Annotated in this window: 25 protein-coding genes; 11 read left to right on the top strand and 14 right to left on the bottom strand. The window is 64.8% G+C overall.

The genetic code is table 11. The features are described 5' to 3' along the window. Window positions 1-58 precede the first annotated feature (58 nt). Complete coding sequence (locus J4P02_RS29845; protein ID WP_426197211.1) at window positions 59-955, top strand: peptidoglycan DD-metalloendopeptidase family protein; 897 nt, start codon at window positions 59-61, stop codon at window positions 953-955. Window positions 956-1,026: 71 nt separating this feature from the next. Here the strand turns inward: J4P02_RS29845 and J4P02_RS29850 are convergent, their stop codons facing one another. From J4P02_RS29850 to phoB, 3 genes are all read right to left on the bottom strand, one after another. Further along, on the bottom strand, window positions 1,027-2,367 hold the full coding sequence (locus J4P02_RS29850) for a hemolysin family protein (RefSeq protein ID WP_426197213.1): 1,341 nt from the start codon (window positions 2,365-2,367) through the stop codon (window positions 1,027-1,029). 106 nt (window positions 2,368-2,473) lie between these two features. Then, window positions 2,474-3,766, bottom strand: coding sequence for a phosphate regulon sensor histidine kinase PhoR (gene phoR / locus J4P02_RS29855; RefSeq protein WP_426197260.1), 1,293 nt, complete (start codon window positions 3,764-3,766; stop codon window positions 2,474-2,476). A gap of 143 nt (window positions 3,767-3,909) precedes the next feature. Then, window positions 3,910-4,599: a phosphate regulon transcriptional regulator PhoB gene (gene phoB / locus J4P02_RS29860; RefSeq protein ID WP_003177195.1), complete on the bottom strand. Its 690-nt coding sequence runs from the start codon at window positions 4,597-4,599 to the stop codon at window positions 3,910-3,912. A 151-nt stretch (window positions 4,600-4,750) separates the two neighbouring features. Here phoB and J4P02_RS29865 point away from each other — a divergent pair, with 151 nt between their 5' ends. Then, window positions 4,751-5,134, top strand: a complete 384-nt coding sequence (locus J4P02_RS29865) for a COG4315 family predicted lipoprotein (RefSeq protein WP_426197216.1) — start codon at window positions 4,751-4,753, stop codon at window positions 5,132-5,134. Between the two features lie 54 nt (window positions 5,135-5,188). On the opposite strand, the gene ubiA is transcribed toward J4P02_RS29865, so the two are convergent. Both ubiA and J4P02_RS29875 read right to left on the bottom strand, forming a co-directional pair. Further along, the gene (gene ubiA, locus J4P02_RS29870; RefSeq protein ID WP_426197218.1) at window positions 5,189-6,079 is read right to left on the bottom strand and encodes a 4-hydroxybenzoate octaprenyltransferase; all 891 of its coding nucleotides are present in this window, start codon (window positions 6,077-6,079) and stop codon (window positions 5,189-5,191) included. Further along, window positions 6,079-6,642 (bottom strand): chorismate--pyruvate lyase family protein, encoded by a 564-nt coding sequence (locus J4P02_RS29875; RefSeq protein WP_426197220.1) that lies wholly within the window; start codon window positions 6,640-6,642, stop codon window positions 6,079-6,081. The genes ubiA and J4P02_RS29875 overlap by 1 nt, the downstream gene beginning before the upstream one ends. A gap of 216 nt (window positions 6,643-6,858) precedes the next feature. Here J4P02_RS29875 and J4P02_RS29880 point away from each other — a divergent pair, with 216 nt between their 5' ends. The 9 genes from J4P02_RS29880 to J4P02_RS29920 all read left to right on the top strand — a co-directional run bounded on the left by J4P02_RS29880 (window position 6,859) and on the right by J4P02_RS29920 (window position 12,151). After that, window positions 6,859-7,026: a rubredoxin gene (locus J4P02_RS29880; protein ID WP_426197222.1), complete on the top strand. Its 168-nt coding sequence runs from the start codon at window positions 6,859-6,861 to the stop codon at window positions 7,024-7,026. Between the two features lie 43 nt (window positions 7,027-7,069). Beyond that, complete coding sequence (locus J4P02_RS29885; protein WP_426197224.1) at window positions 7,070-8,218, top strand: NAD(P)/FAD-dependent oxidoreductase; 1,149 nt, start codon at window positions 7,070-7,072, stop codon at window positions 8,216-8,218. A 189-nt stretch (window positions 8,219-8,407) separates the two neighbouring features. Further along, window positions 8,408-8,683: an HU family DNA-binding protein gene (locus tag J4P02_RS29890; RefSeq protein WP_068577601.1), complete on the top strand. Its 276-nt coding sequence runs from the start codon at window positions 8,408-8,410 to the stop codon at window positions 8,681-8,683. A gap of 164 nt (window positions 8,684-8,847) precedes the next feature. Next, the gene (locus tag J4P02_RS29895; RefSeq protein ID WP_426197227.1) at window positions 8,848-9,351 is read left to right on the top strand and encodes a hypothetical protein; all 504 of its coding nucleotides are present in this window, start codon (window positions 8,848-8,850) and stop codon (window positions 9,349-9,351) included. Continuing rightward, window positions 9,339-9,716: a hypothetical protein gene (locus tag J4P02_RS29900; RefSeq protein ID WP_426197229.1), complete on the top strand. Its 378-nt coding sequence runs from the start codon at window positions 9,339-9,341 to the stop codon at window positions 9,714-9,716. Before J4P02_RS29895 ends, J4P02_RS29900 begins: the two co-directional genes overlap by 13 nt. A 124-nt stretch (window positions 9,717-9,840) precedes the next feature. Continuing rightward, on the top strand, window positions 9,841-10,275 hold the full coding sequence (locus J4P02_RS29905) for a DcrB-related protein (RefSeq protein WP_426197231.1): 435 nt from the start codon (window positions 9,841-9,843) through the stop codon (window positions 10,273-10,275). Between the two features lie 21 nt (window positions 10,276-10,296). Further along, entirely contained in the window at window positions 10,297-11,508 is a 1,212-nt protein-coding gene (locus J4P02_RS29910) for a PAAR domain-containing protein (protein ID WP_426197233.1), read from the top strand. Then, window positions 11,501-11,833, top strand: a complete 333-nt coding sequence (locus J4P02_RS29915; RefSeq protein WP_426197235.1) for a hypothetical protein — start codon at window positions 11,501-11,503, stop codon at window positions 11,831-11,833. The genes J4P02_RS29910 and J4P02_RS29915 overlap by 8 nt, the downstream gene beginning before the upstream one ends. A 54-nt stretch (window positions 11,834-11,887) precedes the next feature. Next, the gene (locus J4P02_RS29920; protein WP_426197237.1) at window positions 11,888-12,151 is read left to right on the top strand and encodes a hypothetical protein; all 264 of its coding nucleotides are present in this window, start codon (window positions 11,888-11,890) and stop codon (window positions 12,149-12,151) included. Between the two features lie 18 nt (window positions 12,152-12,169). Here the strand turns inward: J4P02_RS29920 and J4P02_RS29925 are convergent, their stop codons facing one another. The 9 genes from J4P02_RS29925 to tssE all read right to left on the bottom strand — a co-directional run bounded on the left by J4P02_RS29925 (window position 12,170) and on the right by tssE (window position 26,370). After that, the gene (locus J4P02_RS29925) at window positions 12,170-12,775 is read right to left on the bottom strand and encodes an imm11 family protein (RefSeq protein WP_426197239.1); all 606 of its coding nucleotides are present in this window, start codon (window positions 12,773-12,775) and stop codon (window positions 12,170-12,172) included. Window positions 12,776-12,780: 5 nt separating this feature from the next. Next, the gene (locus J4P02_RS29930; protein ID WP_426197241.1) at window positions 12,781-13,407 is read right to left on the bottom strand and encodes a hypothetical protein; all 627 of its coding nucleotides are present in this window, start codon (window positions 13,405-13,407) and stop codon (window positions 12,781-12,783) included. Window positions 13,408-13,422: 15 nt separating this feature from the next. Continuing rightward, window positions 13,423-17,856, bottom strand: coding sequence for an RHS repeat-associated core domain-containing protein (locus J4P02_RS29935; protein ID WP_426197243.1), 4,434 nt, complete (start codon window positions 17,854-17,856; stop codon window positions 13,423-13,425). Window positions 17,857-17,865: 9 nt separating this feature from the next. Continuing rightward, a complete protein-coding gene (locus J4P02_RS29940; RefSeq protein ID WP_426197245.1) occupies window positions 17,866-18,288 on the bottom strand; it encodes a DcrB-related protein in 423 nt (140 codons plus the stop codon). An 18-nt stretch (window positions 18,289-18,306) separates the two neighbouring features. After that, window positions 18,307-20,244, bottom strand: a complete 1,938-nt coding sequence (locus J4P02_RS29945; protein ID WP_426197247.1) for a type VI secretion system Vgr family protein — start codon at window positions 20,242-20,244, stop codon at window positions 18,307-18,309. Between the two features lie 70 nt (window positions 20,245-20,314). Beyond that, a complete protein-coding gene (tssH, locus tag J4P02_RS29950) occupies window positions 20,315-22,990 on the bottom strand; it encodes a type VI secretion system ATPase TssH (RefSeq protein ID WP_426197250.1) in 2,676 nt (891 codons plus the stop codon). Continuing rightward, on the bottom strand, window positions 22,983-24,035 hold the full coding sequence (gene tssG / locus J4P02_RS29955; protein ID WP_426197252.1) for a type VI secretion system baseplate subunit TssG: 1,053 nt from the start codon (window positions 24,033-24,035) through the stop codon (window positions 22,983-22,985). Before tssG ends, tssH begins: the two co-directional genes overlap by 8 nt. Further along, entirely contained in the window at window positions 23,999-25,858 is a 1,860-nt protein-coding gene (gene tssF, locus J4P02_RS29960; protein ID WP_426197254.1) for a type VI secretion system baseplate subunit TssF, read from the bottom strand. Before tssF ends, tssG begins: the two co-directional genes overlap by 37 nt. Next, entirely contained in the window at window positions 25,855-26,370 is a 516-nt protein-coding gene (gene tssE / locus J4P02_RS29965; protein WP_426197256.1) for a type VI secretion system baseplate subunit TssE, read from the bottom strand. The genes tssF and tssE overlap by 4 nt, the downstream gene beginning before the upstream one ends. Between the last annotated feature and the right edge of the window lie 140 nt (window positions 26,371-26,510).

Genomic DNA, 26,510 nt, shown 5'->3' on the forward strand with positions numbered 1-26,510 from the left:
ACACAAGCTCCATATCCGTTTGCTAGCCTGGTGTTTCATTCAGCCAAGAAACTGCCCAATGCTTGTGCGCCTGTTGCTGTGTTGCGGACTGTCGCTGCTGGCCCCGACGCTGGCGGCGATGACGGTCTACAAGTCCATCGACGCCGATGGCGTGGTGTCCTATAGCGACCGGCCGTCGCCCGGGGCCCAGGCCTTCGTGTTCCGCGAGCGCATGGAAGAGCACCTGGAACGCCAGGTGCGCCTGGATATCCAGAAGCACCGGGGGGTGGATGCGTTGTACGTGCGCAACGACCTGCATGCGCCAGTGGAAATCGAGCTGGGTTTTGCCGGCTTGAGCAATGTCAGCGGCGCACCCGGGCAGCCGATCCGCCGGGTGCTGCCGGCCCGCAGCCGACAGCGCCTGGCGCTGCTCACGGCCACCCGGGCCGACCAGCCGATGAACTACGTGCCCAGGTTCCGCTATTCCCTGGGCGACCCGGCAGGGGCCGTGCAGGCCTACCGCTACCCGTTGCCCTGGCGTGGCGGGCCGTTCCGCCTGACCCAGGGTGCCAACGGCCAGTACAGCCATTTCGGCCGCAAAAGCCGCTATGCCATGGACATCGCCATGCCCGTGGGTACGCCGATCATTGCCGCGCGGGGCGGGGTGGTGGTGAAGACCGAGAATGCCCAGAACGGCCGCGGCGACAACCCGGCGGGCAACTTCGTGCGGGTGCTGCACGACGACGGCACCATGGGCGTGTACCTGCATCTGAAGCAGGGTTCGGTGAGCGTCAGGGAAGGGCAAAGGGTGACGGTGGGCAGCCCGCTTGGCCTGTCGGGCAATACCGGCAACAGCAGCGGGCCGCACCTGCATTTCGTGGTGCAGCGCAATACCGGGTTGGGGCTGGTGTCGATTCCCTACCAGTTCAACCAGCCGCTGGGGGATCTGCCGAACTTTGCCCTGGGCAAACCGTGAGATTCGCCGGCAAGCCGGCTCCTACTGCAGGAGCCGGCTTGCCGGCGAACGGGCCGCATGCCAATGCCCGATCAATCCAGCATCAACACCTTGGCCAGGATGATTTTCGGCCCTTTCATCTTCTTGATGATGATGCGCAGGCCTTCGACCTCCAGCACCTCTTCCTCTTCCGGCACCCGCTTCAGGGTTTCGTACACCAGGCCGGCCAGGGTTTCGGCTTCGATATGGTCCAGGTCGATGCCCAGCAGGCGCTCGACCTTGAACAGCGGCGTATCACCGCGTACCAGCAGCTTGCCTGGCTGATAGGCGAGGATGCCGCGCTCGGTCTTGCGGTGTTCGTCCTGGATATCGCCCACCAGTACTTCCAGCACGTCTTCCATGGTCAGGTAGCCGATCACCTTGCCGTCGGCTTCTTCCACCAGGGCGAAGTGCGAGCCGCCCTTGCGGAACTGTTCCAGCAACTGCGACAGCGGCATATGCCGCGAGATGCGCTCCAGCGGGCGGGTCAGCTCGGCCAGGTTGAACGACTCGGGGATGTGGTCCAGGGCCGCCAGTTCCAGCAGCAGGTCCTTGATGTGCAGCAGGCCGACGAATTCGTTGCGCTCGCTGTCGTAGACCGGATAACGGCTGAACTTGTGGCGACGGAACAGGGCCAGCACTTCCTTGAGCGGCGCGTTGGCCTCGACGCTGATCAGGTCTTCCCGGGAGTTGGCCCAGTCCACCACTTCCAGTTCGCCCATCTCCACCGCCGAGGCCAGTACGCGCATGCCCTGGTCGCTGGGGTCCTGGCCGCGGCTGGAGTGCAGGATCAGCTTGAGCTCTTCGCGGCTGTAGTGGTGCTCGTGGTGCGGGCCGGGCTCGCCTTGGCCGGCGATGCGCAGGATGGTGTTGGCGCTGGCGTTGAGCAGGTAGATGGCCGGGTACATCAGCCAGTAGAACAGGTACAGCGGCACCGCCGTCCACAGCGACAGCAGCTCGGGCTTGCGGATCGCCCAGGACTTGGGCGCCAGCTCGCCGACCACGATGTGCAGGTAGGAAATGATGAAGAAGGCGGTGAAGAACGAGACGCCGCGGATCACTTCCGGGGAGTTCACGCCCACGGCGCCCAGCAGTGGCTCCAGCAGGTGGGCGAAGGCCGGCTCACCGACCCAGCCCAGGCCCAGGGAAGCCAGGGTGATGCCCAGCTGGCAGGCCGAGAGGTAGGCGTCCAGCTGGTTGTGCACGGTGCGCAGGATCTGCCCGCGCCAGCCGTTCTTGTGGGCGATGGCCTCGACCCGGGTCGAGCGCAGCTTGACCATGGCGAACTCGGCGGCCACGAAAAAGCCGTTGAGCAGAACCAGGATCAGAGCAAAAAGAATCATGCCGAAGTCGGCGAACAGAGACGCGAGGGTAAAACCAGGGGAAGGGTCCATGATGGGGTTTTGCGGGTTCCGTGTAGGCGAAAAAGAAGAAATTGCGCGGCCGGGAAGGCCAAATCAAGCTACGCAATGTAGCGGCTGACACGGCAATTGCCTAGTGTCAGCGCTGGTCGGTGAGGCTCTCGACGCGGCTTTTCTTCACCTGGGCCGGGGCGAAATGGCAGGTAAAGGTGCTGCCATGACCCAGTACGCTGCTGATTTCCAGGCGCGCGCGGTGGCGCAGCAGCACGTGCTTGACGATGGCCAGGCCCAGGCCGGTGCCGCCGGTATTGGAGTTGCGGCTGGAGTCCACGCGGTAGAAGCGTTCGGTGAGGCGCGGCAGGTGCTTGTTGTCGATGCCGATGCCGGAATCCTGCACGCTGAGGTGCGCGCCCTGTTCGTCGCCCCACCAGCGGATGCGGATATTGCCCTCGGCCGGGGTGTACTTCACCGCGTTGAACACCAGGTTGGAGAAGGCGCTGCGCAACTCCGCCTCGCTGCCCTTGAGCTGCACCGTGGCATCGGCTTCCAGGCTGATGCGCTGGTTGCGCTCCCCGGACAGCGCCTGGGCGTCGCTCTTGATCGATTGCAGCAGCACGTCGATGGGCACCGGGTGGTTGTCCGAGGGGTAGTCGGTGGCTTCCAGCTTGGCCAGCAGCAGCAGGTCGTTGAGCAGGGTCTGCATGCGCCCGCCTTGCTGCTGCATCTGCTGCAGGGCCCGGTTCCACCGCGGGTTCACTTCCTCGACGTTGTCCAGCAGGGTTTCCAGGTAGCCGCAGATCACCGTCAGCGGGGTGCGCAGCTCGTGGGAAACGTTGGCGATGAAGTCCTTGCGCATCTGTTCCAGCTGGTGGATGCGGGTCACGTCGCGCACCAGCATCAGGTGCTCGTTGTTGCCGTAGCGGGTGATGTACAGCTGGATGCGCACCCGGTCATTGGCCGGCGAGGGGATTTCCAGCGGCTCGGCGTAGTTGTCCTGTTCGAAGTATTCCTTGAAGCGCGGATGGCGCACCAGGTTGGTCACCGGCTGGCCGCTGTCCTGTGGGGTCTTGAGGCCCAGCAGGGTTTCCGCGGCGCGGTTCCACCATTCCAGGTTGCCGTCGCTGTCGAGCATGATCACCGCGTCTTTGAGCGCCGCAGTGGATTCCTGGACCCGGTCGATCACCGCTTGCAGGCGCCCGCGCACCCGCTGGTCGCGGCGTTGCAGGTGGTAGATGCTGTCGAACACCTCGCCCCACAGGCCGTAGCCATCAGGCGGTGCTTCGTCGGGCTGGTGCAGGCGCAGCCATTCATGCAGGCGCAGCAGCTGCTTGAGGGTCCAGGCCAGGTAGATACCCAGGCCGGCGGCCAGGCTCCAGCCGTAGTAGCCGCTGATCAGGCCCACCAGCAGGCAGCCGGTAACCAGCAACAACATGTGGCGAATCAGGGTGCCATGCCAGTTTTGATTCACTTAAAACACATCCATGGGAGGGGGGCAGCTCCAAGCTGCAAGTCTCAAGCGGCAAGTTTCAAGCGGTTCATCCTTGCCGCTTGCAGCTTGAAGCTTGCCGCTGCTTCTCAGGCTTTGGTGGAAAAACGATAGCCGGTGCCGCGCACGGTTTGTACCAGATTTTCGTAGGCATCACCCAGGGCCTTGCGCAGGCGGCGGATGTGCACGTCCACGGTGCGTTCCTCGACATAGACATTGCCGCCCCAAACCTGGTCCAGCAGTTGGCCGCGGGTGTAGGCGCGTTCCTGGTGGGTCATGAAGAATTGCAGCAGGCGGTATTCGGTGGGGCCCATTTCCGCCGGCTTGCCGTCGATGGTCACCCGGTGGCTGATGGGGTCCAGCAGCAGGCCGCCGACTTCGATCGGCGCTTCGCCATCGGTAGGGCCGGCGCGGCGCAGCACGGCCTTGAGGCGTGCCACCAGCTCGCGGGGTGAGAACGGCTTGGTGATGTAGTCGTCGGCGCCGACTTCCAGGCCCTGGATCTTGTTGTCCTCTTCGCCCTTGGCGGTGAGCATGATGATCGGGATATCCCCGGTCAGCTCGTCACGCTTGAGGCGCCGCGCCAGCTCGATGCCGGAGGTGCCGGGGAGCATCCAGTCCAGCAGGATCAGGTCCGGCTTGCGGTCGACGATGATGGCATGGGCCTGCTGGGAGTTCTCTGCCTCCATGCAGTCATAGCCGGCCATTTCCAACGCAACGGCGATCATTTCGCGAATAGGCGCTTCGTCGTCAACGATCAGAATGCTTCTGCCAACCATGCTTGAACCTCTTGTCATTTAACTGTCTTGCGCCGCATTAGATAACGGAATTATTGCAGTCGTGTGACAGTATTTCAGGTCGTAGGGCGAGGTGCGGTTGCGTCTACTAAGCTTTGAGTCCGATTCCTGACAACCACCGAAGAAGGTTTCCATGACTCTGTTCAAGCAATCCCTGAAAGTCCTGCTGGTGGGCGCCGCCCTGGCCCTGCCAACCTTTGCCCTGGCGGCCGACCCGGCCATGAGCAAGGACGGCGTGCTGGTCAACCACCAGGGCATGACCCTCTACACCTTCGCCAAGGACGCGGGGGGCAAATCGATGTGCAACGACAAGTGCGCCGCCAACTGGCCGCCGCTGATGGCCGAGGGCAGCGACAAGGCCATGGGCAAGTGGACGGTGATCAAGCGCGACGACGGCAAGATGCAGTGGGCCTATGAAGGCAAGCCGCTGTACAGCTTCGTGATGGACAAGCAGGCCGGCGACATGACCGGCGACGGCAAGATGGACGGCGCCTGGAAGGTCGCCAAGGCCGACTAGGTCGTACTTCGCGTGGCCGCTACCCGGGTGGCGGCCACTTTCTTGTAGGGGATTTCAGCGCAACGCGTAATCCAGCACCACACCGATAAAGATCGCCATGCCTGCCCAGTGGTTGTGCAGGAAGGCCTTGAAACACTTCATCCGGTCGCGATCCCGGGTGTACCAGTACTCCCAGGCAAAACACCCCGCCGCGGTCGCCAGCCCCAGGTGGAACCAGCCCCCCAGCTCGAAGCGCGCCCCTGCCAGCAGCAGGCAGCCCAGCGACAGCAGCTGCAAGGCGAGGATGATCGCCCGATCGGCGTCGCCAAACAGGATCGCCGTGGACTTGACGCCGATCCGCAGGTCGTCGTCACGGTCGGTCATGGCGTAGTAGGTGTCGTAGCCCACGGTCCACAGCAGGTTGGCGATGTACAGCAGCCAGGCGCTGGCCGGCAGCTCGCCGTTCTGCGCGGTGAAGGCCATCGGGATGCCCCAGGAATAGGCCGCGCCCAGTACCACCTGGGGGTAGTAGGTGTAGCGCTTCATGAAGGGGTAGCAGGCGGCCAGGGCCAGGGCGCCGAACGACAGCCAGACCGTGGTGGCATTGGTGCACAGCACCAGCAGGAAGGCCGCGCCCATCAGCAGGGCGAACAGCGCCAGGGCTTCCCGGGCGCTGACCTTGCCGGTGGCCAGGGGGCGCTGGTCGGTGCGCTTGACCTGGCCGTCGACCTTGCGGTCGGCGAAGTCGTTGATCGCGCAGCCACCGGCCCGGGTCAGCACCACGCCGAAGCCGAAGATCAGCACATGGCTCAGGGACGGTTGGCCGTCGGCGGCGATCCACAGTGCCACCAGGGTCGGCCACAGCAGCAGGTAGATGCCGATCGGCTTGTCCATGCGCATCAGCTGCAGGAAGTCCCAGGCCCGGGGGTGCAGGTGGTTCAGGGATTTGAGCAGGTTGAGGTACATCAGCAGGCCTCCGGTTGGGCGTCGACGGCACTCCACAGGCTAGGCAGGAAGACTTCGGCAACCAGCAGGCTCAGGGGGCCGCGGTCGAAGCGCGAACGGCGGCCCCAGAGTTCGGCGCTGGCAACGGCGGCCGGCAACCACGCCTGAGGATAACGGCAGACCTCGATGGGCCGACGGGTAAAGGCGTCGTCGCAGAACAGCAGCTCCCCCAGGGAGCGGGTGCCCAGTTCGTCGATATTCAGCCCGCCTTCTTCCAGGGCGCTGCGGGCGGCCACGCTGCGGGCAAACACCCAGGCTTCGCCCTGGCCTTGCAGGTAGGTCTCGCGCACCCAGCCCTGGCTGTGTTCGGGCAGATCGAGGGCGGCACATTCGTCGCTGCGCAGGGTTTGCCATTCCTCCACCAGCGGCGTGATGCTGAAGCCATTGCGCGAGAGCCGGGTCAGGCGTCGGGTTAGCGAACCTTCATCGAACAGCCAGTTGGCGATCAGTGCGCCAGGGAAGGGGGACAGATGGCTTTGCACCAGCCAGTTCGGGGCCGGTGCGGGGGACATTGAGTGCGGCACGGTGAGTCGATATTGGCAGCAAATGAGGCGGCGAGCTTAGCATGCCCACCTGGGGTTTTGATTGATCCAGGGCGCCAGGCGGTTACGAACGTGCTTGCATCTGCCGGTACTGATCAGTAAAAAACCCCCAGTGCCGGACGCTGACCTGCGTCAACTTCAGAGTCGATCCATCGACCGACCCATCGGCAACGCCTGAACCCCCGAGGAAATGCATCAATGAAAAAGTGGCAATGTGTGGTCTGCGGTCTGATTTACAGCGAAGCGGACGGTTGGCCGGACGACGGAATCCTGCCGGGCACCCGCTGGGAAGATGTCCCTGAAGACTGGCTGTGCCCGGATTGCGGCGTGGGCAAGATGGACTTCGAAATGATCGAGATCGCTTGATCGCCAAGCGTCGATACAACACTCAAATAACAAGGAGCAGGGAATGAGCGCACCAGTGGTGATCGTGGGTACGGGGCTGGCGGGTTACAACCTGGCCCGGGAGTTTCGCAAGCTCGATGGCGAGACGCCGTTGCTGCTGATCACCGCCGACGATGGTCGTTCCTACTCCAAGCCGATGCTGTCCACCGGCTTTGGCAAGAACAAGGATGCCGACGGCCTGAGCATGGCCGAGCCCGGGGCCATGGCCGAGCAGCTCAAGGCCGAGGTGCGCACCCACACCCGCATCAGCGGCATCGACCCGGGCCACAAGCGCCTGTGGATCGGCGAGGAAGCGCTGGCCTACCGCGACCTGATCCTGGCCTGGGGCGCGGAAACCGTGCGGGTACCGGTGCAGGGCGATGCCGCCGAGCTGATCTTCCCCATCAACGACCTGGAAGACTACGCACGCTTTCGCGCGGCGGCCGCCGGCCAGCGCCGGGTGCTGTTGCTCGGGGCCGGCCTGATCGGCTGCGAATTCGCCAACGACCTGATCCTCGGCGGCTACAGCGTGGACCTGGTGGCGCCCTGCGAACAGGTGATGCCGACCTTGCTGCACCCGGCCGCCGCTGCCGCGGTCCAGGCCGGGCTGGAAAGCCTGGGCGCGCGATTCCACCTGGGGCCGGTGCTCAACCGCCTGCAACGCGGTGCCGATGGCCTGGAGGCGCACCTGTCCGATGGCCAGGTGATTGCCTGCGACCTGGTGGTCTCGGCCATTGGCCTGCGTCCGCGCATCGACCTGGCCGCCGCCGCCGGGCTGCTGGTCAACCGCGGCGTGGTGGTGGACCGCCAGCTCAAGACGTCCCACGCCAATATCTACGCTCTGGGCGATTGCGCCGAGGTCGACGGCCTCAACCTGCTGTACGTGATGCCATTGATGAGCTGCGCCCGGGCCCTGGCGCAAACCCTGGCCGGCAAGCCAACGACTGTCAGCTACGGGCCCATGCCGATCACCGTCAAGACCCCGGCCTGCCCACTGGTGGTATCGCCACCGCCACGGGGCCGTGAAGGTGTCTGGAGCGCCGAAGGGCAGGGCGCCGACATCAAGGTGCTGTGCCGGGATGCCAGCGGCCAGCTGCTGGGCTATGCCCTGACCGGGGCTGCGGTGATGGAAAAACTGGCCCTGAACAAGGAGCTTCCGCCGCTGCTGGCCTAAATACCGGTCGTTCTGTCGGAATAAGCGGGGTCTGGCCCCTACAAAGGTCGCGGGGAGACTGGCGCCTCTCCCCGGCGCGTGCCATCCTCACACCCGTCTGCCGCAGCGTAGAGCCTGCGGCGCCTTGGGCGCTGTTCCCGTGAACAGCACGGACATAACAACAAAAAACCGTCAAAGAGGCTTCACACTATGCGTAAACCAGAACTCGCCGCAGCCATTGCTGAAAAAGCGGACCTGACCAAAGAGCAGGCCAGTCGCGTGCTCAACGCCATCCTTGAAGAAATCACCGGGGCCCTGCACCGCAAAGACAGCGTCACCCTGGTCGGTTTTGGCACCTTCCTGCAACGCCACCGTGGCGCCCGCACCGGCAAGAACCCGCAAACCGGCGAGCCGGTAAAGATCAAGGCCAGCAACACCGTGGCATTCAAACCGGGCAAGTCGCTGAAAGACAGCGTCAACCCATAAGCATTACGCGGGCTCCCGCCTCGGGGGCGCGCAGGGGAAAATAGGCACGCCGAGCGCATCGGGTGCCTATTTTTTTGCCCGCCGTTTGCTGTTGTAGCCGCTTGCGCAGGCGTGGCCCCGTGGCTAGGATGCGCGCTTGTTCGACACGCGATCTAAGGCCAAGGATGACCCACCCCACAGACAAACCGCCGGCATTGGTAGCCCTGCTCAGCGCCATCCTGGCCATGGGTTGCATGCTTGCCCTGGGCTGGTCGTCGACTGCGCTGGGGAGTGATTCGCGGCTCGCCCAGATCGGCTATCGCGAGGCCCTCAACTGGTTCCACAGCCAGAATTACGCCAGCTCCGGCGCTTGGCTCTGCGGCTATTCCCTGGCCCGTGAGGACTACAGCGTGGCCTCCAAGGCCCCGCGCCTGCTGGTGGAAGTGGATGAACGCTACCTCTACCTCAAGACCGGCGGCCAGCTGGTGGAGCTCACCGGCGGCACCCAGGGCCCCAAGCGCAGCGAGTATCAGAACGCCGGCGCCCGTATCCGGGTGACCCTGGACATACTCAAGCGCAACAACTTCAGCGAATACCAGGAATCTCACGACCGCCAGGTGCTGGCACATGTCGAGATCGCCGACCAGATCGAAACCCTGACCCTCAAGGGGCAATCATGCGGAACCTGAAACTTGCCGGCCTGGGCTTGCTGCTCGGCTGTGCCACGCTCAACGTCCAGGCCGACGAACCGGCCCCGGGCGAAGGCTGCTACGGCTACCTCACCGAAATGGTCAGGAGCAGCGACTTTCCCTACCGTGAATTCACCACCGCCAAGCGCCTCAAGCTGTTGATCGACCGGGACGATGGCGACCAGCTGAGCCTGCAACTCTTCTATGAAACCTCCGGTAGCGGAAGTATTGGCTGGGTCCGCTATGACGTGGCCGAACAGGCGCTGTGGAATGTCAGCATCGATCCCGAGGAGCCCGAGGCGCTGAAGTTCGACCGGCGTTTTGCCCAGGACTACGCCAGCTGCCTGAAGAAAAAGGCCGGCTGAATTCCAGCCCCCGCAGCGCTCGACCGCGTTGCGAAATTGCCGACGGGTTCCTTGATTGTTGCCCGCCGTTGCCTGAAGATCTGCCGCTGCCCGACCCCCCTTTTCTGCATGGAACGCGAACCTCTTGTCCTCTTATCGCATTCAAGAAGCCGACCTCGATATTCCTGACGCCTGGCAGGACCAGAGCATCAATATCTTCAAGCTGCCGGCGGTCAATGGCGCCCAGGAAGCCAGCTTCGTCATCAGTCGCGACCGTAGCCAGGGCGACACGCCCTTTGCCGACTATGTGGCCAATCAACTGAATGCCGCCGAACAGCAGTTGCCGGAGTTCAAGCTGATCAAGCGCTGGGACTTCGACATGCACGGCCACGCTGCAGTGCTGCTGGACTACAGCTGGAAGCGCGAAGGCCGCGAACTGCTGCTGCGCCAGGTGTTTGTCGAGCGCAAGCCGGCGGTGCTGATCACCACCCTGACCACCACCGCCAACGACCTGGCACAGCACGAGCCGGCCTGGAAACAGGCCATGCAAAGCCTCAAGCCCCAGCCTTCCCAGGGCTGATCCGCCGCTCGGGTAACCATCATGGATATGTTGGCAGCAGCGCGCCTGGGGGATGAGATCGCCCATGGTTTCGGCGTCGCGGCGATGGTGGCGGGGGCCGTTGTCGGTGCCTTGATCGGCGCCGCGGTGGTGGCGGCGACTGTGGCCACGGGCGGCGTGGCGATTGCCATTATCGCCGGCTCGGTGGCTGCTGGCGGCCTGTCGATGTTCCAGATCGTCAAGGGCCTGAGCACCATCTTCAACCTGCCCGAGCCCAGCACGGGGGTGCTGGTGGAGGGCAGTTTCAATGTCCGTATCAACCTGCGCAACGCCATGCGCGCGGGGCAGGATCATTCGTCCTCGTGCAGCGGCCTGCCGCTGAACCACCCGATCTGGCCGTTCCCGGTGTTGATCGCTGAGGGCAGCGCCAAAGTCACCATCAACGGCAAGCCGGCGGCCCGCCTGCAAAGCAAGATGGTCTGCGGCGCGCATATCAAGACCGGCAGTGAAAACACCTTTATCGGCGGGCCCACGGTGCAGGTGGCCTTCGTCCTGGATATCGAAGGCTGGATGCACACCGGGCTCGAGGCCCTGGGGCTGCTGGCGGCCGGCGGCGCCCTGGTATTGGCGGCCTGCGCCGGAGCGGCGGCATTTTTCGGCGCCCTGGCCATCGGTGGGGCGATGTATGGGGGAATGTCCCTGCTGGGTGACCTGGGCGATCGCCTGGGCCCAGGCTATCGTGACCTGCTGCAGGGCGTGGCCGGCATGGCCTTGCTGGGCCTGGGCCCGAAACTGGCGCGCACTCCGCTGACGGTCTCGCAGCGAACCCTGATCGCCCAGCGGCGACAGGCGCAGATGCTCAAGGACAATCGAGGCTTCAACGTCAGTCCGGTAGGCTGGGACAAATACCCGGCCATCGGCCGCAATGGCACCTATGTTTCCGATAAACGAGGCGTCACCGATGTGATTGGCGATTTTTCCGGGCGTTCCAAAGTCACCATCAGCAGCGAGAAGGCGGCAAAAATGGAACGCGCCTTCGGTCTGGAGGAGGGGTCGTTGAAGGACGGCTTCAAGATCCGTCAGGTCGACAACATCGCGGAGCGCATGCCGCGCAGTCCCATGGAGGGCAACGACTACTTCCTCGGCCCGGGCAAGCACTTGCCGGGAGGTGCGCCGGAGATGGTGGTCGAATCGATCCCGACCAAAGATATGGATGGGGTCAGAACCTTAACTGAGGTGTTTGTAAGTGATTGATCAACAATTGAAAGCCTATGTGGCAAAGGCCGATGGCGACACCGTGCGCCTGCGCGTCCTGGATGCCACGCTGGCTGCGGCCGTGACCGCACTGGGGTTCGTGGCAACCTTCGAGCCGGATGTATACGCCATGGATGTGGCGGACGATGGGCAAAAGGCGGTGCTGTTCGATGCCCTGCGCACGCTCGGAGTGGCGTTTTCCGACGGTAGGGAATGGTGCCCGGCCGAGGTCTTCGAATACCTGCGCGACATGAACCTGCTGGGCGGCAAGTTCATCAGGGTGTCCTGGAAAGAACCAGGGCGTTATCACCTGGTTGAGGTCTGATCGATTGCGTCAGCAGGCCGCGACTCGCCAGATGCGGCCTTAGACGGGGCCAAGATGAAATTCAACGACCTGTTCGTCAGCCGTGAAGAGATGTTTTCGATGGGGGTCGAGGCCATCTCCGGCCAGTATTACCTGGCCTTCCCGGTCAGCATTGGAGTGGTGGATTACGAGGAGTACTACGCCATCGACCAGGCGACCTTCGAGTGGTTCGAGCAGGACCTGCAAGCCGCGCTGGAGTTTGTCACCCGCGCCAGAAAGCGCGAGCTGGATCGGTTGCTGATCATCCAGCCGGGCCCGAATCGCGGCACGGCGATCTGACCCGGGCTTGCCTTGGCATCAGGCCTGGTAGCGGTAAGGCATGAAGCGACCTTCGGCCCGGTAGAGGCCCAGGCCTTTATCGCCCTTGAAGCCTGTGTCGATCAGGCCATCGGCCAGGGCTCCCGAGATCAGCAGGTCCCCCGAATCCGGTTCCCTGGCGATCTGCTCCATCCCGGTGGCGCTGTCGAGGAACCAGGTCTTGTTGAAGTAGAGAAGGGTGCCGTCGTCCGTCCGTTCCGCTTCGGAGCGCGTGTGGTCGATGGCCTTGACGGGCTGGATGGCGTTGACGATGTAGTACGGCTGGCTGACCTCCTGGTGATCGGCCACCAGGCGCAAGGGCTGGATCAGCTCGACGTCGGCCGGCGCCTGCTGGCGGAGAAAGTCCGCCAGGCGCGCCGAAACCAGGGGAATGCCCCCCAGCAGCCACAGGCAATCGTGCTCCAGCAGCTTCTTCGCCTTGCACTGGAAAAACACCGGCGGCGTGTCCATCGCCTTCGGATACGGCTGCCCGGCGAGCAGGGCCAGGTAGTCGAAACTGGAGCCCGGGGTTTCGTAGGCGCCGCTCTCGACGTCGTAGGAACCGATCAGCTTCGGGTTGTATTGGACCGGGGGTTTCCAGCTCAAGATCATCAAGCAAGCGTTGCCAGCAGTTGCTGGTTGAACGACGTCTTCAGTTCCAGGTGATTGGTATAGCCCAGGGTCTGCTCGCTGAGAATCCTGGCCAGGGTCGCCTGGTCCGGTCGCGCGCCGCTGTGATTCAAGGCCAGAAAGATCAGCGGAACCGGGTAGCAATAGTACTGGGGACGGCTTAGCACATCCTCGACCAATCCAGGGTGGAGACTCAGGAGTTTGTTGATCAGCGGCAGGTAGACATCCACGATCCGCTTCAGGATCAACTGGCAGGTTGTAGCAATGCCCTGCTCCGTGACGGGCAGGAGTGGGCAGGCATCCTGTTCGCTGACGGTCGACATGCTGTAGACGAACTTCGGGTTTGGCAGGTTCGACGGATAGGGCGGTTTGATGCGCTCGAGCTCGGCCTGCAATGACGGGGCCTCGACGAGAATGATCGTTTCGTAGGCGCGGCTGTTGCTCAGGTAGGCAAAGTTCAGGGTCGCCACCGCCCCCGACTCTTTTTGACTGATGGTCACCTTGTTCTTGGTGACTTTTATTCCGGGCCGACCCGAGAGCCCGTCCTTGAGAAAAGCCTGGAGTTGCTTTTCAAAGTTGCTGCGCAGTTCTTTGCTGTTGTCCGTCATTTCTCGATTACTCATTCAATAGCGAAGCAGCCAGAAGTTTGCCGGGTGCTGTGCCCCGTTGCCACCGAACTGGGTGCCCCTGGCGCCCTTGGTCGCTACTTCGAATTGGCCTTGGGTGGTGGCCGAAGGCCTGATCAGGCCGCCGCCAAACCCGCCGTTGGTGTTGGCCGGATTGTTCATGTCGAACATCCCGGTGCCTTGTTGGTTCTTGGTGAGTTTCCCGCTGCCGTTCTTGACCTCGAAAATGTGGTAGTTGCCGGCCTTGTCCTTGGCCACGATATCGGCCCTGATCCGGTAGGACTTGTTGGTCAGCGGGTTTTTCACCTTCATGGTCAACTCTTCCCCGACCACGGTGAAGCCGTTGCGCTTGAGGTCGGCCTTGGCCTTGATCGTGCCCCGCCTGCCGCTGTAGGCCGACTTGCAGATCCAGCCCAGGGGGTCGATCCAGCCGATCGGATTGACCGCGTACTGGTAGAGGTTCAGGCCGCCGGCCAGGCCTATGGGGTCCGGGGTGGTGAAGCGACCGATATCCGGATCGTAGAAACGGAAGGTATTGAAGTGCAGGCCGGTCTCGCGGTCCAGGTATTGGCCCTGGAACCTGAGGTTCTGTTCTTCGATGTAGTAGGGCTCGCGCACTTCTTCGACACTGTTGCCCCAGACCTGATAACGAGCCTGCCAGACCCTGTGCCCATCGTGTTCGGACAGTTGCTGAGGCAGGCCGTTGAGGTCGCTGTGGTAGTAGCGGATTTTCTGTGCCGCTCCCGAACCGTCCACTCGAGCCAGCGGTGCGTGGCCCTCGTCTTCATAGATGTAGACGCTGACCTGTTGGTTGCACTGTTCCTGCAACAGTCGCAAGCCATCCCAGGCAAAGCGGGTTTCGCTCAACAGCTTGCCTTGGCTGTCGTGCTGGCTTTTGCCGACCCGCCGTCCCAGGGCGTCATAGCTCATGCGGACCAGCGTTTCACCGTTGGCCGTCTGCTTGCGGACTTCGATCAAGCGGTGCTCGGCATCGTAGGCAAAGTGCTGGACGCCGTGCCGGCTGCTGCGTTTTTCAATCATCCGGCCGAAGCCGTCGTAGCGGTAGCGCTTGTCCTGGTAGGTCAGCAGTTGGTTGTGCTGTACCAGGCCGGCGCCGTTGGGCGGTCCATCAAGCAGATTGGCGGCGGCGTCGTAGGCGAAGGTTTCTTTCTGGCCTTGCAGGCCGTCCTGGCTGGCGAGGATGCGCCCCGTTGCGTCGTAGTGGAACAGTTGCCGATGCTGGCCTTGCTCATGTCGATCGACCAGGCCCACCAGGTTGTCGCTGTTGTCGTACTCCAGGTGTTTTTCCACCGTTGTCGGCAGCCTGCTCGATGCTTGGCTGGCCGTGCGCAGGCGGCCGCAACGGTCGTATTCGCTGCGGGTGCTGATCTGCCCCTGGGTGCGCAGCACTTCGCGGTGCAGGCGGTCACGCTCGAAGTCGCTGATCACCTGGCCGTCGAGGTTCAACTGGTGCAAGTGGCCACTGCCGTAGTAGAGGCGGTTGAGCCAGCGTCCGTCCGGTAGCTGGCTCTGGGTCAGGTTGCCCAGTTCGTCGTACAGGTGCTTCAGGCTGCCGGCAGCGCTGCGCTCCTCCAGCAACTGGCCCAGGGCGTCATAGGCGAACCCCAGCGTCTGCGGGTTGCCGAGGTGGTCGGTGAAGCTCGCGGCGGTCAATTGGTCCAGTGGGTCGTAGGCATACTGCGTGCGGCCATCGTCGGTGACCTTGGCCAGTAGTCGGCCCATGGCATCGCGCTCGAACCTGTGGACGATCGAGGCCGCAGGCGCTGCTGGCGCCACGTTCGGCCGGGCGATGGCCTGGAGTTCGACGACGTTGTTCAGTGGGTCATAGCGATAGCGCCTGGCACTGCCATCCAGGCCCTGCTGCTCGCTCAGGCGGTCCGCGAGGTCCCAGGCGAAGCGGTAGCTTTCGCCGTTTTCGTTGGTCAGCGTCTGCAGGCGCCCGTAGGCGTCGTAGTTGAACAGCACGTTGCGACCGCGCGCATCGGTGCGCTGACGAACCTGGCCGCGGCGGTCGTACTGATAGTGCGTGGTGTAGCCGGCCGGGTCGGTGTAGCCCAGCAGCTGGCCGCTGGCGCCCCGTTGATACTGCTCGGTACGGCCGTCGGGCAACTGGCTGCTGAGCAGCCGTCCCTGGACGTCGTAATCGAATCGCGTGTGCTCGCCGAGGGCATCGATGATGGCCGCAACGTTGCCCCGTCGGTCGTAGCTGAATCGGGTCGGATAGCCCGAGCAGTCCAGATGCTCGAGCAGTTGCCCGAACGCGTTCCAGCGCAGTTTGCGGCTTCTGCCGGCGGCATCGATGATTTCCACCACCTGGCCGTGAGCGTCATGGCGATACTGGGTGACATGGCCCAGCGGGTCGGTTTCGGCAATGCAATTGCCCCGTGGGTCGTAGCGCATGCGCCAGCTATTGCCGGCGGCATCGGTCTGTACCAGGGGCAGCGACCAATGCTCCAGCCACAAGGTCGAGTGGTTGCGCCCCAGTGGATCGGTTTCGCCGATCAGGTTGCCGGCCTCGTCGTAGCTGTATGTGTAGCGCCCTCCCAGCGGGTCGGTGGCGCTGAGCAACTGGCGCTCGTCATTCCACTCGAAAGCCCATGCCTGGTCGAGGTTGTCGCGGTACTCGACGATCTGCTGCTGACTGTTCCAGCGCCGGCTGCTGAGCCGTTGCAGGCTGTCGGTGATCCGGGTGATGCCGGCGTCCAGGTCATAGTCGAACTGGTAGGCGTCGCCCTCGTCGGTCCAGTGACGGATGACCCGCCATTGCTGATCGGCGAACTGCGCCCACTGGTAGAAGCAGCGCAGGCCGCTGGCCAACTGGTGCTCGCTCATGCGGCGGCCCGGGTCATAGGCGAAGCGACGTTGTACCTGGCCGGCGGCATCCCGCACCTGGGCCAGGTCCCCCGCGGCATCGTAGCTGTAGCTGACCAGCACTTCCCGTTGCTGATCGGGGTACAGGCGCTCGACCTCGGCCAGCCGGCCAGGCCATTGCACGCTGTAGGTCAATTCCACTTGCACCCGGTCAAAGCTGTCGCGCAGCCGCGAAAGTCGCCCGGACTCGTCGTAGTCCAGGTGCAGCCGGTTGTCGTTGCGGTCGCCCAGCTGGCTCAGGCGCAGCCGCGCAGGGTCGGCCGGCAGCGGTTCGAACAGACGGTAGAGACCGTCGTGGCTTTCGATCAGCAACTGCCCGTTGTGATTGCGCCGCACGCTCAAGCCTTCACCGGGGCTGAACACCGCGCCGCCCAGGGCAATGGCCCCCATGTCGATGCGGCGTGCCTGTTCGTCGATGTAGAGCAGGCGTTCACCCCCTTCGGGGTGTGGCTGGATTTCCACGGCAACTTCGTAAGGCAGGCTCCAGCCGGCCCCAAACAGGCCGTCCCGGCGTTCGTCGCGACTGTTGTAGACCCGTTGCCATTCGATGGGCATCAGCCCTGGCAGGGTGAAGTCCCGGTCATCGTCATCCCCCAGTACCTTGGCCCCGGTGGCGGCATGCACCGGGTTGGGCGAACCGGCGATGGCCTGGGTCAGGGCGCCGGTGGCCTGGCCGACGACAAAGGCATTGACCCCCGACATCAGCATGCACGGCAGGTTGCTCCAGAACTTGCCCTTGCCGCCCTTGAGCATCAACAGCGCGGTCATCGCCAGGCCCACGCCGGGGGTCTTGCCGCTGCGGATCTCGCGCACCACCACCGAACCGCCGCCAATGGTTACGTTGGCGGAGATCGGCCCGGCGGACACCACCTTGGCGTCGCAAGTGCTGCGGTCGCCGCTGCGCACCGCCGGCTGGCCGTCGATGCTGACCTTCTCCGAGCCCTCGGCCAGGTACTGCGGCGGCATCGGCGGGTGCTTGGTGCAGGTCACCAGGTCCAGTTCCTTGGGGGTGCTTCCCGGCGCGGGGGAGGCCACGGTGGGCCGCCACATCTGGGCAAAGAACTCCTTGGCCATGTCGATAAAGCCGGACTCTTCCTCGGGGGTCGCCGAAGGCGTATCGGTGGCTTCGCCTTCCTCGGCGCCGTCGCCGCTGATGTGCGAGGGCGGCGCGGTGCCGGCGGCGCGGGCGGCCGGTTTGTTGTTGGTCAGCACCTTGGTCGAGCCACTGGCAATGGTGGCCTGGATCGAGGGCGGGAACAGGGCATTGGCCAGGCCCTCGCATAAACTGCTCAGGCCCTTGTCGGCTCCGGTCTTGCTCATCGCCACGCCGACCGCAATGCTCACCACCAGCCCCAGCACGCAGGCACCGAGGCCGCCGGTGGCCAGGCTGATGCCCACCGCCGCGGCCACCGCCATGGTGGCCAGGGTGCCGATGGCGATGGTCGCTGCTACTTCCAGCACCCCGCCAAGGATGTCGGCCATCATCGAGGTGTGTTCCAGCCCGTCGCCCAGGCGGGCGGCCCAGAGTGCGTCAGACATGCGCGGTCCTCAGCCCAGGGCCAGGCTGTTCTTGATCTGGGTCCAGTGCGCGGCCTCGGCGGCGCCGAGCTTCTGCGCCTTGACGTAGCTCATGGCGAGCATCTGCCGAGTGCCTGGCAGCACCAGCGCCAGCTGGAACTGGAACACTTGCTCGCTGCCCTTGTGGAACTGGCTGCGCAGCTCCAGGCCCGGCACCTGCGCCGGGCCCAGCAGCACCGGCTGCGGGGCCTGGAAGCGCAGTTCCTGCACCTGCTGCTGCAGCCGTTGCAGCTGGCTTTCCAGGCTGCTGTCCAGGGTTTCGCCCTCGGCCAGCAGGCTGCGGCTGACGATCAGCGAAGTGCCAAGCTTGGGGAACTTGAGGATATTGATCGAAGCGTCCTGCAGTTCGCTGGCCGGCAGTTGGAACTGCAATTCATTGAGGCGATAGGTCATGGGGTCAGAATCCTTGCATTAGCCCTTGGGCGCGGAGAAAGGGGCCTTGGCCTTGGCGCTGATGGCGCCCTGCACGCCCTGGCCCTCGGTGGTGGTGCCCGGGCCGCCGCCGTTGTTCAGGTGCAGCACGCCGCCGGTATTGATCTCGGCATCGCCCGAGGCATGCACGCTGATATTGACCCCGCACAGGTTGATCTGGCCGCTGGCGTTGAGCTCCAGGATGCTGGCGCCGCACACCAGGCGCAGGCGCTCGCCGACCTCGATCACATAGCTCTGGCCGATGCTGTCGGTTTTCTTCTCGCCCACATTCAGTTCATCCACATGCTGGACGAAGCGCGTGCGCTTGTTGCCGATGGTCACGTACTCGTCGTGGCCGATGCTTTTCACCCGGTTGTTGCCCACCGAGTGGCTTTCATTCACCTCCACCACAATGTCCTGGTTGCGCTCGGCGTGGATGTACAGCTGCTCGGCGCCCTTCTTGTCCTCCATGCGGATTTCGTTGAAGTTGGCCGGGCTGCCGCCCTTGCTCGAACGGCTCTTCATGCCGCTCTGGGTGGCATTGGCCGGCAGGTCGTAGGGCACGGTCTGCTCGGCGTTGTACACCCGGCCGGTGATGATCGGGCGGTCGGGATCGCCTTCCAGGAAGCTGACGATGACTTCCTGGCCGATCCGCGGGATCTGCATCGAACCCCAGTTCTTGCCGGCCCAGGCCTGGGACACGCGAATCCAGCAGGAGCTGTTTTCGTTGGACTGGTCATGCCGGTCCCAATGGAAGTGCACCTTGACCCGGCCGTACTGGTCGGTCCAGATCTCTTCCCCGGCCGGGCCCACCACCCGCGCGGTCTGCGGGCCCTGGACCAGCGGCTTGTGGGTGCTGGGCAGGGGCCGGAAGCTCTGCTGCGCATCGATGCAGGTCAGCTGGCTCTCGAACTGTGCCGAGCCGCCACCGGCGCCGCTTTCCAGGCTTTCCTGGACCAGGTAGTAGCGGATGCCGACGATCAGGTACTCGCGGTTCTGGTCACGGCGGCTGAAGCCGGTAAGGCTGAACAGGTTACCGGCCCCGAGGCCACGGGCGTTGCCGCTGAGCTCGATACGCTCATGCAGGCTTTGCAGGGCCTCGATACGGGTTTGCGCATAGTGCTCGCCATCGCTGCTCTGCACGTAGGTGCCGGGGTAGTCGTAGAGCGGGTAGTCGCCGGCCGTATGCGGGCGCGGCATGGCCGAGCGCACATCGATGCGCGCGCTGGGGCGCTGGAAGTCGTAGTCATTGAGCTCCAGCGACCCGGGCTGCACCTCCTGGGCCAGGTGCCAGTCGAACATGTGGTCGCGTTCGCGCTGCTGTTCGTCCCGCGGGTAGTAGGGCACCGAGGCGTAGCCCGGCACGCTGCTGTGGGCGCCATAGGCGTCGGCCAGCACCAGCACGTGGCGGTCTTTCTCGTGGCGGAAGAAGTAGTAGATGCCTTCCTGTTCCATCAGCCGGCTGACGAAATCGAAGCTGGTCTCGCGGTACTGCACGCAGTATTCCCACTCGCGGTAGGGGCGGCTCAGGGCGTCTTCGAAATCGGAAAAGCCCAGGTCGCGGAACACCTGCTTGATGATCTGCGGAATGCTCAGGTTCTGGAAAATCCGGCAGTCGGAGGTGCGGCTCAGCAGCCACAGCCAGGGCCGCAGGGTGACCTGGTAGCTGGCGAACTGGCCGCTGTCGACGTTCTGGCTGCAGCGCGCGACTATGCCGTGGAAATAGCGCTGGCCGCCGCCGTCCAACTGCACGCTGAGGCCCATGGGCTTGCCCAGCAGTTGGTTGAGATCGATGTTGGCGTCGGTGGAAGTCAGTTGCAGCTGATAGTCGAACAGGCGCCCCAGTTCCTCGCCGCCGCCCATGTTCTTGAGCAGCAGGACATCCGGGCCCAGGGGGCAATTGACCTGTGCCAGTCGTGTGGATTGCTGAAATAACATCGTCAGTCTCGTTAAAGGATAAAGGCAGTGGCAAGCTGCAAGTTTCTAGCTACAAGCTTGCCGCTGACTCTCAGGCCTGCTCGCTGAAGTCGTAGTGCAGTTCGTTGTCCCGCTGGCTGATGCGCACCCCGGCTAGGGCCTGGCCTTCGAGCATGCGGGTGAGGAACTCGCGGCTCATGTCCGGCAACAGGCTGTTGGTGAGGATGGCGTCGATCATGCGGCCACCGCTCTCGGTTTCGGTGCAGCGCGAAACGATCAGGTCGATCACCCCGTCGTCGAAGTCGAACGGCACCTTGTGGGTGCTCTCCACGCGCTTCTTGATCCGCCCCAGTTGCAGGCGGGTGATGGCCTTGAGCATCTCGTCGCTCAGCGGGTAGTAGGGGATGGTCACCAGGCGCCCGAGCAGCGCCGGCGGGAAGATCTCCAGCAGCGGCTGGCGCAGGGCCTTGGCGATTTCCTCGGGTTCGGGCACGTCCTGGGGGTTCTTGCAGACGTTGGCGATCAACTCGGTACCGGCGTTGGTGGTAAGCAGGATCAGGGTGTTCTTGAAGTCGATCATGCGCCCTTCGCCGTCTTCCATGACGCCCTTGTCGAACACCTGGAAGAACATCTCGTGCACGTCCGGGTGGGCTTTTTCCACCTCGTCCAGCAGCACCACGCTGTAGGGCTTGCGCCGTACCGCCTCGGTCAGCACTCCGCCTTCGCCGTAACCCACGTAGCCTGGCGGGGCACCCTTGAGGGTGGACACGGTATGGGCTTCCTGGAACTCGCTCATGTTGATGGTGATGACGTTCTGCTCGCCGCCGTACATGGCTTCGGCCAGGGCCAGGGCGGTTTCGGTCTTGCCCACCCCGGAGGTGCCCGCCAGCATGAACACGCCGATCGGCTTGTTGGGGTTGTCGAGGCCGGCGCGGGAAGTCTGGATGCGCTTGGCGATCATCTGCAGGGCGTGGTCCTGGCCGATGATGCGCTTCTTCAGGTGCTGGTCGAGGTTGAGCACGGTTTCCAGTTCGTTGCGGGCCATGCGGCCCACCGGGATGCCGGTCCAGTCGGCCACCACCGAGGCCACTGCCTGGTAGTCCACGGTGGGCAGGATCAGCGGGCTTTCGCCTTGCAGGGCGCTGAGGCGCTGTTGCAGGTCCACCAGTTTTTCCCGCAGGCCGTGGCTTTCATCGCCCACGTCGCTGTCCACCAGGCCGACGTTTTCCCGCAGTTGGGCACGGGTCGCCAGCAGCTCGTCCACCAGGGTCTTCTCTTGCGCCCAGCGGCTTTCCAGTTCGGCCAGGCGCTCACGCTCGGCGGCCAGCAGGTTGTCGCTGTTGACCTGGCGTTGGCCGATGGCCACGCCGATCGCCTGTTCCCGGGCAATGATCTGCAACTCGGTTTCCAGAGCTTCGATGCGCCGGCGGCTGTCGTCCACTTCGGCCGGCACCGCGTGCAGGCTGATGGCCACGCGGGCGCAGGCGGTGTCCAGCAGGCTGACGGATTTGTCCGGCAACTGGCGCGCCGGAATGTAGCGATGGGACAGCTTGACCGCCGCCTCCAGGGCTTCGTCGAGGATCTGCACCTGGTGATGCTGCTCCATGGTCGAGGCCACGCCACGCATCATCAGCAGGGCCTTGTCTTCCGACGGCTCGGCCACTTGCACCACCTGGAAGCGCCGGGTCAGGGCCGGGTCTTTCTCGATGTGCTTCTTGTACTCGGCCCAGGTGGTGGCGGCCACGGTGCGCAGGGTGCCGCGGGCCAGGGCGGGTTTCAGCAGGTTGGCCGCGTCGCCGGTGCCGGCGGCGCCACCGGCACCCACCAGGGTGTGGGCTTCGTCGATAAACAGGATGATCGGCTTGGGCGAGGCCTGGACGTCCTCGATGACCTGGCGCAGGCGCTGTTCGAACTCGCCCTTCATGCTGGCGCCGGCCTGTAGCAGGCCCACGTCCAGGCTGCGCAGTTCCACGTCCTTGAGCGCCGGCGGCACGTCGCCGGCGACGATGCGCAGGGCGAAGCCTTCCACCACCGCGGTCTTGCCCACCCCGGCCTCGCCGGTGAGGATCGGGTTGTTCTGCCGGCGGCGCATGAGGATGTCCACCAACTGCCGGATCTCTTCGTCACGGCCGACTATGGGGTCGAGCTTGCCGCTGCGGGCCTGCTCGGTGAGGTCGACGGTGAAGCGCTTGAGGGCTTCCTGCTTGCCCAGGGCACTGGGGGCCATGGCGCCGCTGGCCTCGCCGGGCACCGCGCCGGCATTGAAGCCGTCGCTGGCGGCCAGGGCGTTTTCCGGCGAGTCGCCGACGTACTCGTCAAAGCGCTCGCACAGGGTCTCGACCTTGACCTTGTCGAACTCCCGGGACAGCCCCAGCAGCGCATGGCGCAGGCTTGGGGTCTTGAGAATGCCGATCACCAGGTAGCCGGTGCGCACCTGGCTTTCGCCGAACATCAGGCTGCCGTAGACCCAGCCGCGCTCCACCGCTTCCTCGACGTGGGACGACAGGTCGGTGATCGAGGTCGAGCCCCGGGGCAGGCGGTCCAGGGTTTCCGTCAGGTCCTTGGCCAGGCGCGCCGGCTCCAGGTTGAACTGGCGGATGATGCGGTGCAGGTCCGAGTCTTGCAGCTGCAGCAACTGGTGCAGCCAGTGGGCCAGCTCCACATAGGGATTGCCCCGCAACTTGCAGAAGACCGTGGCGGCTTCGATGGCCTTGTAGGCAACGCTGTTGAGTTTGCCGAACAGCGCCGCGCGACTGATTTCACCCATGCTCTGTGCTCCTTGGTGTTTGTGCGGTAGTGGCCTGATCGGCGTAATGCCGGGCCAGTATTAGGTCCTTGGCATCGCTGCCGGGTTGGCCGAGCCAGGTGTTGAAACCCAGGCGCTGGCGGCCGTTGAGTTGCAGCTTGGGCACTTCGTCCTGCTGCAGGACCAGGTTCAGGTCCCAGTCCAGTTCATGGCCCAGGTACTCGGCGACCCAGGCCACCAGTTCCTTGAACTGCGGGCCATCGGGCAGCATGCCCAGGTAGGCGTCGAGCTTCAGCGGGCCGAGGCGGATGCGGAATTTGTGCTGGCGGTCCCAGACATGGCTGCCCAGGCAGAAGTCCACCCCCAGCTGGTGCGAGCGCACCCCGAGGCGGCTGCGCTCCGGCAGTTCCAGCCACTGGCCGACGTATTCCTCGATCTCCACCGGCAGGCCGAAATACTCGCTGATGATCGCCCGCAGGCCGTCGGGGTAGCGGGTCTGGGCCGCCAGGTGGCCGCTGTAGTGGAGCTTGGCGGTGTCGGCTATCAACCCCTGCTTGAGCAGGCTGGGCATACCCCGGCCACTCAAGGCCGCCAGCCGCGCCGACCAGTAGTCGTCGTTCGGGCGGTCGTGGCTCACGGTGGGCCGGGCTTCGGCCCAGGCCCGGTAGAACAGGCTCAGCAGACGGTGATGGAACACATCGAGAAAGCGCTTGCTGGTGCTGTCGGCATTGTTGCGCTGGCGCTCGCGCACGTATTCGGTGAGGTGCAGCGGCAGCGGGCCGTTGGGCCCGCCGAGGCCGAAGAAGAACTGCTCCAGGCGGCTGGCGGCGCCGTCGCTGCCGGGGGTGACTGCGGCCAGGGTGGCCGGGGCGAAGCTGCAGTCGGCCTGCTGGCCAAGGCGCAACGGGTCGTCTGCCAGGCGCAGCGAGTGGCCGAAGCGCGGCAGTTGTGGCGACAGGCATTCGATGCGCCGCAAGGCCTGGAAGAAGTCGTACTCCCAGGGCTCGGCGTGCATCGCCGCCAGCGTATTCAAAGAGTCGGACGCCGTCCGGGCTTGGCTTTCCATCGCATGATCTCGCCGCGCTCGGTGGTGCGCACCACCGTCTCGGTAAAACTGTTGATCGACACGTAGCGTGCCAGGAAGCGCTCGAACACGGCGCCGAGGAGGAACACCCCGGTACCGCGAAACGCGTTTTCATCGAATTCCAGGGTGATCTCCAGGCCGCGGCCGAAGACGATCGGCCCGGGCATCGGCAGGCGCCGGGTCACCGCCTTGCTGCTGACTTCCCGCAGGCCCTCGATCTGCAACTGCAGGGCCGCGTCGTTGCTGTCGCCGTACAACCGCAGCAGCTCGCGCAGGGCCGCCGCGCCCTGGCCCTGTTCGCTGAGCGACAGGTAGTTCAGCGACAGCTGGCTGATCAGGCGCCAGGCCTTGCCGTCGTGGGCATGGCTGGGCCGCGGTCGGCTGGGGCCGGCCAGGCAGCGGATGGCCTGCACCGGGGCGCTGTCGGCCAGGGTGAAGTCGGTCTTGCCGTTGCCGGTATTCATGAACAGCGGCAGGTCGCGGTTGGTGCACAGGGCGCTGACCCCGAGCTGGCGCAGGTCGTGGCGATAGGGCGCCTGCTGGCTGTCCACCAGGCTGACGAACGACTCGCTGCCGATATAGGTGGAGCGCGGGCCATTGCGGCGCTGGTCGCTGGACAGCACCCGCGGCTCGCGCCGGACCATGTAGTAGGCCTGGTCGCGGCCGTAGCGCGACGGATCGCGCACCGCGTAGAACGGCAGGAACGGCTGTTCCGGCCCGGTGCCGTGGCCGCTGAGGCTGGTCAGCGAGTGCACCTCGAAATCCATCGGCCGGGTGCGGTCGGCGATCACATGGTGCTCGTTGACCCGGTCGGACAGGTGGATGCGGTCCAGGCGTTTGGGAAACAGGTTGATCGCCGGGGTGCAGAAGGGCACGAACTGGGCCGCGCCCACGCTGCCTTCCAGGCTCTGCTCGAAGCGCTCGAACAGCACGATCAGCTCCAGTTCCTGTCCGGAGCAGCGCTGCACCGCGCGGCCCAGCTGGGCGAATTCGACGAACAGGAAGCGGTTGGGCAGGGCGAAGTATTCCTGCAACAGGCGATAGCCCTGGAAGGCCTGGGGCACCACCGGCAGCGCGGCGTCGCGGTCATCGAAACCCCGGGAGCGCAGGGCGTCCTGGGGCAGGCGCTCGACCCAGTCGCCACCCGGGGCCCGGGCGAACACTGCGCAGGCATTGCCCAGCAGTTGTTCGTAGAGGCGAAACGGCAGCTCGTCATTGCCATTCAGGTACAGCGGCAGCTCGTTCAGCGCCAGGCTGTTGAACGGCAGCTCGGCGCCGGTGCGCAAGGTCAGGCGCAGCCCTGCCTTGGCCTTGGGCTCGCTGGCGGCCAGGCGCCCGAGCACCGCCGCCGGGTTGCCGAAGTATTCGGCCTGGGCCACTTGCAGCGGCCACAGGGTGACCGGGTGCGCGGTGCGGTATTCGCAGCAGGTCTGGGTGTCGCGACCGAGGGCGGCGCGCAGGCTGGTGTCGCGCTCCAGGGTGAAGCCGCTGCTCAGGGAACCTTCGTCGGGATCGGCCTGCAACTGCACCACGGTCATCGACGGGGTCGGCGCCAGGTAGTGCGGGTAGGCGATCTCCAGCAGGTTATGGGTGAAGGTCGGGTACTCGGCGTCGAGTTTCAGCTGCACCCGCGCGGTGAGGTAGGCGAAGCCTTCCAGCAGGCGCTCGACATAGGGGTCGGCGCAGTCCATGCCCGACAGGGTCAGGCGGCTGGCGATCTTCGGGTATTCCTTGGCGAACTCCGCGGCGCTTTCGCGCACGTGGTGCAGTTCCTGGTTGTACAGCTCCAGCAGGCGCGGGTTCATGCGCGCCTCCGGGAATCGGCATGCACCACCCGCACATGGCCGGATTCCAGGTCCATGTCGGTTTGCAGCAGCAGGCGCAGGGGCATCGGCTGGGCCCACAGGTCACCCTCGATCTCGAAGCTCAGGGCGTTGTGGTTCATCTCGCCGGGCGCGGTGCGCGCGCGAACCCGCAGGCTGCTGCGCAGGATGCGCGGTTCGAAGGTGGCGATGGCCTGGTGGATCAGCGCCTCCAGGGCCGGTATATCGATGCTCGAAGCGCTGTACCCGGCCAGGGCCGGTAGGCCGTAGTTGACCACCGAGGTGCCGGCGGCAGTGTGCAGGGTGGCATCGGCTTCGAGCAGGGAAGTGGTGTTGAGCAGCCAGGCCAGGTCCCGCAGTACCGAGGCCTTGAGCTGGCTCAGGGAGAGTACGCGTTTGTCCGGGCTTTCTTTCAGGTTGCCGGGTTCATCGTCGGTCAGACGATCCAGCAGTGAAGGTTGCAAGCGATCGCGGGCGGCGATGTCGGTGACCAAAGGGTTCGCTCCAGGATCGAATGGCGCAGGCGTGACGTCACGAAAAGGGGCACAACCAAAGACTTGCGAGGACGGATTCCTCGCCACCCGTCCCCACGCTCGGCGCGCGGGGCGGGTCGGTGGGCGGCCCCGCGCCCCGC

Origin of the sequence: Pseudomonas sp. NFXW11, from assembly GCF_049887815.1 — a bacterium.
In the GTDB taxonomy this organism is placed as follows: domain Bacteria; phylum Pseudomonadota; class Gammaproteobacteria; order Pseudomonadales; family Pseudomonadaceae; genus Aquipseudomonas.

Bases quoted from the DNA above. Each gene is read 5' to 3' on its own strand.
- phoR (WP_426197260.1), bottom strand. From the start codon at position 3,766: ATGTTGTTGCTGGTTACCGGCTGCCTGCTGGTGGGCCTGATCAGCGGC.
- J4P02_RS29890 (WP_068577601.1), top strand. From the start codon at position 8,408: ATGCGTAAACCAGAACTCGCCGCAGCCATTGCTGAAAAAGCGGACCTG.
- ubiA (WP_426197218.1), bottom strand. From the start codon at position 6,079: ATGTACCTCAACCTGCTCAAATCCCTGAACCACCTGCACCCCCGGGCC.
- J4P02_RS29895 (WP_426197227.1), top strand. From the start codon at position 8,848: ATGACCCACCCCACAGACAAACCGCCGGCATTGGTAGCCCTGCTCAGC.
- J4P02_RS29845 (WP_426197211.1), top strand. From the start codon at position 59: ATGCTTGTGCGCCTGTTGCTGTGTTGCGGACTGTCGCTGCTGGCCCCG.
- J4P02_RS29900 (WP_426197229.1), top strand. From the start codon at position 9,339: ATGCGGAACCTGAAACTTGCCGGCCTGGGCTTGCTGCTCGGCTGTGCC.
- J4P02_RS29920 (WP_426197237.1), top strand. From the start codon at position 11,888: ATGAAATTCAACGACCTGTTCGTCAGCCGTGAAGAGATGTTTTCGATG.
- phoB (WP_003177195.1), bottom strand. From the start codon at position 4,599: ATGGTTGGCAGAAGCATTCTGATCGTTGACGACGAAGCGCCTATTCGC.
- J4P02_RS29945 (WP_426197247.1), bottom strand. From the start codon at position 20,244: ATGTTATTTCAGCAATCCACACGACTGGCACAGGTCAATTGCCCCCTG.
- J4P02_RS29880 (WP_426197222.1), top strand. From the start codon at position 6,859: ATGAAAAAGTGGCAATGTGTGGTCTGCGGTCTGATTTACAGCGAAGCG.
- J4P02_RS29910 (WP_426197233.1), top strand. From the start codon at position 10,297: ATGGATATGTTGGCAGCAGCGCGCCTGGGGGATGAGATCGCCCATGGT.
- J4P02_RS29885 (WP_426197224.1), top strand. From the start codon at position 7,070: ATGAGCGCACCAGTGGTGATCGTGGGTACGGGGCTGGCGGGTTACAAC.
- J4P02_RS29935 (WP_426197243.1), bottom strand. From the start codon at position 17,856: ATGTCTGACGCACTCTGGGCCGCCCGCCTGGGCGACGGGCTGGAACAC.
- tssF (WP_426197254.1), bottom strand. From the start codon at position 25,858: ATGAACCCGCGCCTGCTGGAGCTGTACAACCAGGAACTGCACCACGTG.
- J4P02_RS29940 (WP_426197245.1), bottom strand. From the start codon at position 18,288: ATGACCTATCGCCTCAATGAATTGCAGTTCCAACTGCCGGCCAGCGAA.
- J4P02_RS29930 (WP_426197241.1), bottom strand. From the start codon at position 13,407: ATGACGGACAACAGCAAAGAACTGCGCAGCAACTTTGAAAAGCAACTC.
- tssH (WP_426197250.1), bottom strand. From the start codon at position 22,990: ATGGGTGAAATCAGTCGCGCGGCGCTGTTCGGCAAACTCAACAGCGTT.
- J4P02_RS29850 (WP_426197213.1), bottom strand. From the start codon at position 2,367: ATGGACCCTTCCCCTGGTTTTACCCTCGCGTCTCTGTTCGCCGACTTC.
- J4P02_RS29865 (WP_426197216.1), top strand. From the start codon at position 4,751: ATGACTCTGTTCAAGCAATCCCTGAAAGTCCTGCTGGTGGGCGCCGCC.
- tssG (WP_426197252.1), bottom strand. From the start codon at position 24,035: ATGGAAAGCCAAGCCCGGACGGCGTCCGACTCTTTGAATACGCTGGCG.